Origin of the sequence: Sphingobium sp. CFD-1 (assembly GCF_024611115.1) — a bacterium.
Classification (GTDB): Bacteria; Pseudomonadota; Alphaproteobacteria; order Sphingomonadales; family Sphingomonadaceae; genus Sphingobium; species Sphingobium baderi_A.
Map to the genome: position 1 here is coordinate 26,473 of NZ_CP084402.1, position 9,236 is coordinate 35,708.

A 9,236-nucleotide genomic window follows, 5' to 3' on the forward strand; every position below is an offset into this window, starting at 1 on the left:
GAACATGGCGGAGCTGGACGACGACAGGGAAGGAATCGAGCCGGAAGCACTGGACGAGGACGCCGGCGACCCGGCCGCCGCGTTCGACGCGCTACGGCGCACGATCGAGACGCAGGGCGCGCAGATCGGCGCGGAAATGACCGTGATGCGGCGCGGGCTGGAAGCGGCTTTCGACCAGCTCGAAAAGATCGAGCCGGCGCAGGACTACAAGCCCCAGCTCGCCCAGCTCGTGCAGGCGCTCGACAATGTTGCGGAGCGGATGCACGGCGTAGAGCAGTCACCCATTCTCCGGCAGGGCGCGCAGCACTATGCGGCGGTCCTCGAGCGCAGCGGCGAGGCCCTTATACGCACCGCCGCGCAGCAGCTCGAGCGGCAGGCGTCCGACCTCGAGCGCGCCGGCCGCAATCTTTCGGCGCACGTCGCCAGCGCGCGGGAGCGCGATCGGCAAAATTGGTGGCTTGTCGTCGCCTTCGCTGTCGGCCTGCTCGCCGGCGCGCTGGTGATGCTGTTCCTTCCGCGCCTGTTGCCGTTCTCGGCCGCGCCGCGTGTCGCCAGCGTCGTCATGGGCGAAAGGCCGTGGCAGGCCGGCATGAGCCTCATGGCGTTCGGCAGCCCGGAAGCATGGCAGCGGGTGGCGTCGGCCGATCAGCTTGTTGGCCCAGTCGGCCCGAAGCTGCGATTTTGGTCATCTTGGAGAACACGTCGGGAACGGGCTGGTTGTTGTTGACGATCGCCCATGCGAGGAACGACGTTCCGCTCCGATAAGGGAGCGGCGTTATGAGCCTTGGCGTTTCGAGTGGGGATCTGATCGGCTCCTGGAGCCTGAGTTTTTCGGACATCGCGTTCGTGACCGGCAAAGCGGAGACGGCACGACTGGGATTGGCGGTTCAGCTTAGATTTTTCGCCGGGCATGGCTTCTTTGTGCCGGATCATGCGTCGATACCCTCCGACGGTGTCTTGTATCTGGCGGAGCAACTTGGTCTCGATGCCAAATCCGTGAACCACTATGATTTTTCCGGGCGCACCGCCCGCCGGCATTGCGCGGAGATTTTGCGGCATCTCGGGTTCCGCCGTATGACGCAGACGGATCGCAGGGCGTTGTCGAGGTGGATTTCCGACGATCTTTGTGCGGGCGGGCAGCCGATCAATGCCATGCTCGAGCATGTTTTCCTGTGGTGCCGCGACCGCCGTATCTATGGGCCGTCGCGCAAGGAGCTGGAACGCCTCGTCCGTTCGCAACGACACCTCTATCTGGAGGCCCTGTTGGCCCGAGTCCGCGATCGGCTTGCGCCGGATGCGGTCGCCTTGCTGGAAGCCTCGCTCGCCGATCCCGATGGCCCGACCGGCTTCAACACGATGAAGGGGGATGCAGGTCAGGCGACGCTCGAAAACATTCTTGGCGTGACCGCCAAACTCGCCTTTATCCAACGGCTTGCTCTTCCCCGAGATTTCCTATCGGTCACGGGCAAGGCATGGGTCGATCAGATCGTTCGCCGGGTTGCCGGCGAGAAAGCCTCGGAGATGCGCCGGCATGTACCGGCGCGCCAGCTCGGGCTCTATGCCGTTTATCTGATGGCGCGGGAAGCTCAGCTTACGGATGCGATGGTCGACCTGCTGATCGAGACGGTCCATAAGATCGGATCGCGCTCGAAACGCAAGGTGGTGGGCGATATCGCGAAAGACATCGAGCGGGTCTATGGCAAGGAGCGACTCCTGGTCGAGATTGCCAGCGCTTCGATCGACGATCCATCCGGGCGCATCTGCGATGTCATTTTCCCAATCGCCGGCAAGGACAAACTGGCGGCGATCATCAAGGAAAGCCAGGCAAAGGGCGCCTTGGATCGGCGGATCTACAAGGTGATGCGGAGGTCATGGGCCAATCATTATCGCCGTATGCTGCCAAGCCTGCTTTCGGCACTGGAGTTCCGGTCGAACAACGCCGTGTGGCGTCCGGTGCTGGCGGCCCTGGACTGGATCAGAAGCAAAGTGGATGATGGATGCCGCTACGTGCCGCCGCACGCAGTGCCGGTCGACGAGGTCATTCCGGCGAGATGGCGCAGTTCCGTCATTGATGAAGAGGGGCGCGTAAACCGGATCAGTTATGAGCTTTGTGTCCTCGCGCAACTGCGCGATCGCATCCGTTCTAAGGAAATCTGGGTTGTCGGGGCGGACCGATACCGCAATCCCGATGACGATCTTCCCAAGGACTTCGATGCGCGGCGAGAAGCATATTACACAGGATTGAACCTGACGGCGGATGCGCGTGCATTTTCAAGCGCCATCCGGGAAGAGCTTGCTCAGGAACTGTTGCTCCTCAATGCCAATATTCCCCGGAACGACAAGGTTCGGCTGCTGTGGCGCGGCGAGAACCGTATATCTCTCACCCCGTTCAAACCCTTGCCCGAACCCAGGGGTCTCGCCTCGATCAAGACCGAGATCGGCCAACGCTGGCCGATGACCGGGCTGCTCGACGTACTGAAGGAGGCTGCCCTTGATACGGGACTTCTCGAAGCGTTCGAAACATCGGCCTCGCGTGTTGCACTGCCGAAAACCGCGCTGGATCAACGTCTCCTGCTATGCCTCTACGGCCTGGGAACGAATGCCGGGCTCAAGCGGATCGCCGGCGCCACCCCCGATGTCAGCTATGAAGAGCTGCTGCATGTCCATCGCCGCTTCGTTCATGCCGCGGCGCTCAAGGAGGCGTGTGCCAGGGTTGCGAATGCGACCCTGGCAATCCGCAATGCTGCAGTCTGGGGGGACGCCGGCACGGCCTGTGCGTCAGATTCCACAAAGTTCGGAGCCTGGGATCGCAACCTGATGACGGAATGGCATGCGCGTTATGGTGGACGGGGCGTCATGATCTACTGGCATGTCGAACGACGCGCGACATGCGTCTATTCCCAGCTCAAGCGCTGCTCTTCCTCCGAGGTCGCCTCCATGATCGAGGGCGTGCTGCGCCATTGCACCGACATGGAAATCCAGCGACAATATGTTGATAGTCATGGCCAAAGCGCGGTTGGCTTTGCATTTTGCCGGCTTCTCGGATTTGAGCTTGCACCCCGCCTGAAAGCGATCGCTCGCCAGAAGCTGGCTCTTCCCGATGTCGGCATGCGAACGCGGCTTCCCCACTTGCAGCCGATCCTCTCCAGTCCGATCAACTGGGATGAGATCGAGCAGCAATATGACGAGATGGTCAAATATGCAGCCGCGATGCAGACAAAAACCGCCGACCCGGAGGCGATCCTGCGCCGGTTTAGCCGCTCCGAGGTGATGCACCCGACCTACAAGGCGTTGAGTGAGCTGGGCCGCGCGGTCAAGACGATCTTCCTGTGCCGGTATCTGCGCGAGGAGTCCTTCCGCCGCGAAATTCATGAAGGCCTGAATGTCGTTGAAAACTGGAACAGTGCCAATGGGTTCGTTTTCTTCGGCAAGGGCGGCGAGATCGCCACTAACCGCATCGATGAGCAGCAGCTCTCGGTCCTGGCGCTACATTTGCTGCAAGCGTCGCTTGTCTATGTGAACACCCGAATGCTTCAGAGCGTGCTGGTGGAACCGAAATGGACGGGCCGGATGACGCCGGATGATTATCGCGGCCTCACACCGCTGATTTACAGCCACGTCAATCCTTATGGCCGCTTCGACCTCGATCTGAATAGCCGGATCGATTTTGGGCGGCTTGCTGCCTGACCGGGGCCTTTCCGCTCGCACCATTTGGGTGCACCCGAACGTGACGATCGGAAGTGACATATACGACATGTCACAAAAGGGTGGTTCCGTCACCAATGTTACTGTACGAGGGCAAAGCCACCCTAATGTGACGGATTTGCCCATGACCCGCGTCGGCTACGCCCGCGTCAGCACCATCGACCAGGATCTCGACATCCAGGTTGCCCGGTTGAAGGCAGCGGGCTGTGAAATCCTCCGCTCCGAAACAGGCTCGGGCGCATCGCGCACTGGACGCACGGAGCTTGAGACGATCATGCAGTTCCTGCGCGCCGATGACGAACTCGTCGTCCTGCGTCTCGATCGGCTCGGTCGCTCCACACGCGATGTTCTCAATCTGGTTCATGAACTCGACCAGAAGGGAGCCTCATTGCGGGTGCTTGAGCCGGAGGTGACGACGGCCGGAAGCATGGGGCGGATGGTGATCACCATTCTGGGCATGGTCGCGGACATGGAACTGACGTTCATCAAGGACCGGCAGCGCGCCGGGATCGAGGCGGCGCGCGCCGAAGGCGTCTACAAAGGCCGGAAGAAAAACATCGATGACGATGAAATCCGACGCCGGATCACCGCCGGCGCGAGCAAGGCCAGCGTCGCGCGCGACCTCAAGATCTCAAGAATGACCGTCTATCGGGCGCTTGACGTCATTCCTTCAAGGATCGGGCTGCCGGAAAAGCCGCCTTCTGTCACCATCGCCCTGCATCTGACCATCGAGAACTTCAACAAGCATGGTCGTGGCAGAAAGCCCGCTCGCGAGCGCATTGAGGCGATGCTGGAGCGGGATTACCAGATGCAAAAGACCGGGAACTGCGATTACACGCTGACCGTCGCCTATGATCAGGGTGCCGATGGCGTCAGCCTCGATGATGAGATCGCATCTCTCCAGACAGAGATGTTCAACATCGCAGAGAGCTACAGGTGCTCGATCGAGACCGATGTTTACGAGATTGGAGGACAAGAGCGAGCCTGGTAGATCGCCATGTTCAATCTTTGTTCTTCAACATGGCCAAAATCGCAGCTTCGGGCCGACTGGGCCTTGTTGAGGCGAACAGGGAGGCGGTAGCGGCTTGTTGGGAGGCCGCGCGCACGGCCGGCGAGGATCAGCGTTGCACCATCACCGTGAAAGCGCCGGGGCAATAGATTGCTGCCCCGGCGTGAAGTTCAGAAGGCGAACTTGGCCTGGCCTTTGTCTTCGACAGGGCGCAGCCGGGCATAGGCAAGAAGATCAGCGATCGAGCCGCCCTTGTCCCGCCAGCCATAGAGGGGTGACTACACGGGCTCTGTTGCAAAGATTGGCGGCAGTCAGAGGTAGGCTGTCGCTCTGCGCCGATCAGGCGGCTGCTGCGAAATGGTGGTTGAGCATGCCCATGGCCTCCGTCAGCGCCGAGGGCCCAATGCCAAAAGCTCTCTCCACAAGGCGCACCTCGCCCCTGATGCCGGGCTGCAGGCACCAGGGGCGAGCCTGTCCTTTGCGCAGGGCTCGCATGACTTCGAATCCCTTGATCGTGGCATAGGCCGTGGGGATCGATTTGAAACCGCGCACCGGCTTGATCAGTATCTTGAGCTTTCCGTGATCGGCCTCGATCACGTTATTGAGATACTTCACCTGCCGGTGGGCCGTCTCCCGGTCCAGCTTTCCTTCGCGCTTCAATTCGGTGATCGCTGCACCATAGCTCGGCGCTTTGTCGGTATTGAGCGTGGCAGGCTTTTCCCAGTGCTTCAGGCCTCGCAGGGCCTTGCCCAGGAACCGCTTCGCTGCCTTGGCGCTGCGGGTCGGCGACAGGTAGAAATCGATCGTGTCGCCCCGCTTGTCGACTGCCCGGTACAGGTAGGTCCACTTGCCCCGCACCTTGACGTAGGTTTCATCCAGGCGCCAGCTCGGATCAAAGCCACGCCGCCAGAACCAGCGCAGCCGCTTCTCCATCTCCGGGGCGTAGCACTGGACCCAGCGATAGATCGTCGTATGGTCGACCGAAATGCCGCGTTCCGCCAGCATTTCCTCAAGGTCGCGATAGCTGATCGGATAGCGACAATACCAGCGCACCGCCCACAGGATCACATCACCCTGGAAATGGCGCCACTTGAAATCCGTCATCGTTCCGTCCGTCCAATCTCCGCCAAGCATGCTCAAGCTTCACGATTTTTGCAACAGAGCCCGGATACAGTTTCCGCCATGGCCCCAGACTTACGGGGCGTCACTAGATTAATCGTCGGGTCCTTACCGGCCTCAATATCAACTAGCAGCCCCCTCGCCTTCTTCCGAGCGTCCGCTAGCCCAAAGCGCGGTCCATATCGCCCTAGCGTTATGTTCCGGAGTTTGCCGCCAATCCGCTTGCGAAGAATGAACGTGCGGACGCCGGTTGAGCCTATGCGGACTCTAAGACCCGGTATCAGTTGGTCTGGGATCTCGACCTGCCCTGACGCGGGTGGCTTGAGTCCCATGATCTTCGCGTCTGTCAAACCTATCGAGCCTACCATATTGTCCTCCCCATCAACGGGTCCAGTTGTTACCTAAGGTAACAGATGGAGTGGAATACCCCCGGAATTTCTGGGACTTCAGTGGACACGAACGCTATAGGAATCAAGGCTTTTTGGATATAGATGGACCTCACAAAACCCCCAGGATTCTGACTCTTAATCAGCGGGTCCTTGGTTCGAGCCCAAGTGCGTCCACCATTTTTCAATGCAAATATAACCGCTTACTCCGCCTGGCGGATTGCTCTCCGCGTTCTCACATGTTGCGCTCTAGCGTATTTCTAGCGGCGTAACGGCTCATAGCAGCATCCCACGCCCGAGGGCGCAGGGTGCTGGCAGCGTCGGGCACGCGATATAGGTGGAAAGCGGATTTTTTAGCTCAGATAGATATGCGCTATGGCAAAGGTAGGGACGACGAGCGCAGCACTCAGAATTTTTGGCGACGACCTTGACCCTGAGGAGATTTCTTTGGCGCTAGGTATCAAGCCGACTAGATGGGCGCGCAAAAGTGAATTGGGAATCAGGTCACAGAACAAAAAACCAGCTCGGACAGGATTTTGGCAGCTGACGACAGATGTCCGCGAACCGGGCAATCTTAATGGTCAGATAAAACACTGCTATCAATGGTATCGAGTGACTTAAGCATCTGGCAAATATAGCGAACGTCGGTGCGGACATATTCTGCGGGCTATTCATGAACGAGACTGCCGAGGGCGGATCACTGGAAATCGACACGCTTGAGGCAATGGCCCAAAGGCGTATAACCCTCGAGTTCGACATTTACGCGCCTACATCGGACTGAATGGCACAGAAGTCCTTTGAGCGGAGCTGACTGTCCGCTCCGCCACGCTAGTAGCCATGCTGGCTCCCCGTCAGCGAGCATACGCCACCGCCCATACCCCGCCGACTTCCCAAGCGCGCAAAGCGTCCACCACGTCGAGGAATTCCGCGTCCAACGTGCCTGCGCTCACCGCCACATATGCCCCATCGACGAAGGCATCCCACGAACCGAACCATATCGCGATGGGCGATGTTCGCGGCTTCCGGCCCTCCTCAATCTGCTTAACGCGACGTTGGAGAGTGCGGAGGCTCATGTGGTCAGGGCCAGCATGCCTTAGTGGGCAGGTTGCTGGAACAATGCCTTACGCGCGAGTTGCCCGGCGCAGTCGCCCTGAGCTTTGAACCTGAAGGCCTGGTCTGCCGGATGCGGCTGGAGTCCTCCGCCAAGATCGAAATCGTGCCCTGATGTCGGTTGGGGATCCTTCCCGTGGAGGACGAAGCTCTAAAAGCATCTACCAAGGATCCCGGCCATGGCCTGACGCAGGGCAGAACCACAATCATCCTTTATCGTCTTGCTGCGCCAGGCGACGAACATGTCGGGGCGCACAAGAAGGCATCCGTCTTCCGCGATATCCGAAAGCCGCGCCCAATCGTCGTATAGATCCTTATATTCCAGCCCGAACCCGATCCGTCGCAACACGATAGGCACGCCGAATTCCGCCGCGACCTGCTCGGCCGCTGCTTGCCATCCTTCGCCGCCTATTCCGGTGAACAGCGTGAACTGGCCTTTTCCGGCGAGATCGAGCGTAGAAATCGGGGGATTCCTGCCGATTTTTGTGCCGACCCATGCATGGGGGAGATGCGCGCCCGGCCTGGTGCTCGGCTGATAGAATAGCTCGGCATCTTCGCGGAACGGCTCCTGCGGAGAACCGTCGGGAATGATTGCCCCCGATTCATATCGTTGGTTAAGTTCTACGCCATGCGCATGGACTTCATATTTCCTGTCATCGACGACCCTTCGCAGCTCGGCGCGGCGCGCCTTCCCTTCGGCGCTCGGCGATGCCAGGCTTTCCTTGAGCGCCAGCCGCTCCGCCACGCTGAGCGAAGGAACGGCGCCAAGGGCCGCCCAGATCTCGTCATAGCGCATGCTTTTATTGGCCCGCGTGACGATCTGCCTGCCGATCGGGCGGCGCTCCTCATTATAGCTGTCCAGCAGCGATGGCTCCGCCCGGCCCTTCAGGACCAGCGCCAGCTTCCACGCAAGATTATAGGCATCCTGTACCGATGTATTGGAACCTAGGCCATTGGCGGGCGGATGGCGATGGACGGCATCGCCCATGCAGAAAACCCGCCCTTCGCTATACCGCTCGGCAACGAGATCGTTGATCGTCCACCGATAGGTCGAATTCACCTTTATCTCCACGCTGTCGTCGCCGATCATGATGCGGATGCGTTCCAATATCTTGTCGAGCGGCGGCACTTCGGAATTTTGCGCGAAGGAGAAAAGCGTCACCAGCCACTGGTTCCACGGCCTGACCATCCGGAAATTACCGACAAAGGCCCATAGCGGCGCTTCGGGATCGATCACGAAATAGAGCGAGCCGGGACGATGCTGCACGAAGCGCGTCAGATCAATCTCGCAATAGACGTTGAACGCCTCGGCCAGATCGGCTTGCCCCTCAAGCGGGATGCCGAGCTGCTCCATGATGACGCTGCGCCCGCCATCGGCGCCGATCATATATTTGGATCGAACCGTATATTCCTTGCCAGTCAGCCGATCCAATATCGTGGACAGAACGCCTTCATCATCCTGAACGAATGAGACGAGCTGGGAATCAAAGCGGATCTTGGCACCGCGATCGATGGCGGATTCGATCAGGATCGGCTCGAACAGGCTTTGCGGAAGATCCGACATGCTGCACGGGCTCGACGCCTCATATTCCCCTTTACGTGCGGGATCCTGGCCCCAGGACCATCCCCGGGCGATCTCTTCGCCCACCATGCTCTCGATCCACAAGGTGTGCGACATCGCCTTGGCGGGGCTGGCCTGCCGCAGGCAGGTTTCTTCGATGCCCATATCGCGCATGATTTCCATCGTGCGTTGATTGGTGATGTGCGCCCGTGGCGTAGGGGCGCTGCGGGGATGCCGCGCCACGGCCAGAACCGGGATGCCATAGGTCGCCAGCAGGAGCGCCATCGTCGCCCCTGCCGGCCCCGCGCCGACGACAAGTACATCAACCGTATAATCTGCGCTCATA

At 60.0% G+C, this 9,236-nt stretch carries 8 protein-coding genes and 1 tRNA gene; 6 read left to right on the forward strand and 3 right to left on the reverse strand.

Annotated elements, in window-relative coordinates; genetic code table 11:
• Window positions 1-4: 4 nt before the first annotated feature.
• The 4 genes from LDB26_RS21110 (at window position 5) to LDB26_RS21125 (ending at window position 4,863) form a co-directional block, all read left to right on the forward strand.
• The gene (locus LDB26_RS21110) at window positions 5-727 is read left to right on the forward strand and encodes a DUF6118 family protein (RefSeq protein WP_257542463.1); all 723 of its coding nucleotides are present in this window, start codon (window positions 5-7) and stop codon (window positions 725-727) included.
• A gap of 50 nt (window positions 728-777) precedes the next feature.
• Window positions 778-3,687: a Tn3 family transposase gene (locus LDB26_RS21115; RefSeq protein ID WP_006961814.1), complete on the forward strand. Its 2,910-nt coding sequence runs from the start codon at window positions 778-780 to the stop codon at window positions 3,685-3,687.
• A 142-nt stretch (window positions 3,688-3,829) separates the two neighbouring features.
• Window positions 3,830-4,696, forward strand: a complete 867-nt coding sequence (locus tag LDB26_RS21120) for a recombinase family protein (protein ID WP_006961816.1) — start codon at window positions 3,830-3,832, stop codon at window positions 4,694-4,696.
• A gap of 29 nt (window positions 4,697-4,725) precedes the next feature.
• On the forward strand, window positions 4,726-4,863 hold the full coding sequence (locus LDB26_RS21125; RefSeq protein ID WP_257542466.1) for a DUF6118 family protein: 138 nt from the start codon (window positions 4,726-4,728) through the stop codon (window positions 4,861-4,863).
• A 190-nt stretch (window positions 4,864-5,053) separates the two neighbouring features.
• Here LDB26_RS21125 and LDB26_RS21130 read toward each other — a convergent pair whose 3' ends face one another.
• Window positions 5,054-5,818: an IS6-like element IS6100 family transposase gene (locus LDB26_RS21130; RefSeq protein WP_001389365.1), complete on the reverse strand. Its 765-nt coding sequence runs from the start codon at window positions 5,816-5,818 to the stop codon at window positions 5,054-5,056.
• Between the two features lie 32 nt (window positions 5,819-5,850).
• A complete protein-coding gene (locus LDB26_RS21135) occupies window positions 5,851-6,201 on the reverse strand; it encodes an Arm DNA-binding domain-containing protein (protein WP_257542468.1) in 351 nt (116 codons plus the stop codon).
• An 89-nt stretch (window positions 6,202-6,290) separates the two neighbouring features.
• On the opposite strand from LDB26_RS21135, the gene LDB26_RS21140 reads away from it, so the two are divergent.
• Both LDB26_RS21140 and LDB26_RS21700 read left to right on the forward strand, forming a co-directional pair.
• Window positions 6,291-6,399, forward strand: a tRNA-Lys gene (locus LDB26_RS21140).
• Between the two features lie 195 nt (window positions 6,400-6,594).
• Window positions 6,595-6,840, forward strand: coding sequence for a DUF4279 domain-containing protein (locus LDB26_RS21700; protein ID WP_082430739.1), 246 nt, complete (start codon window positions 6,595-6,597; stop codon window positions 6,838-6,840).
• A gap of 640 nt (window positions 6,841-7,480) precedes the next feature.
• Here LDB26_RS21700 and LDB26_RS21145 read toward each other — a convergent pair.
• A complete protein-coding gene (locus LDB26_RS21145; RefSeq protein WP_257542470.1) occupies window positions 7,481-9,235 on the reverse strand; it encodes an FAD-dependent monooxygenase in 1,755 nt (584 codons plus the stop codon).
• Window position 9,236 lies beyond the last annotated feature (1 nt).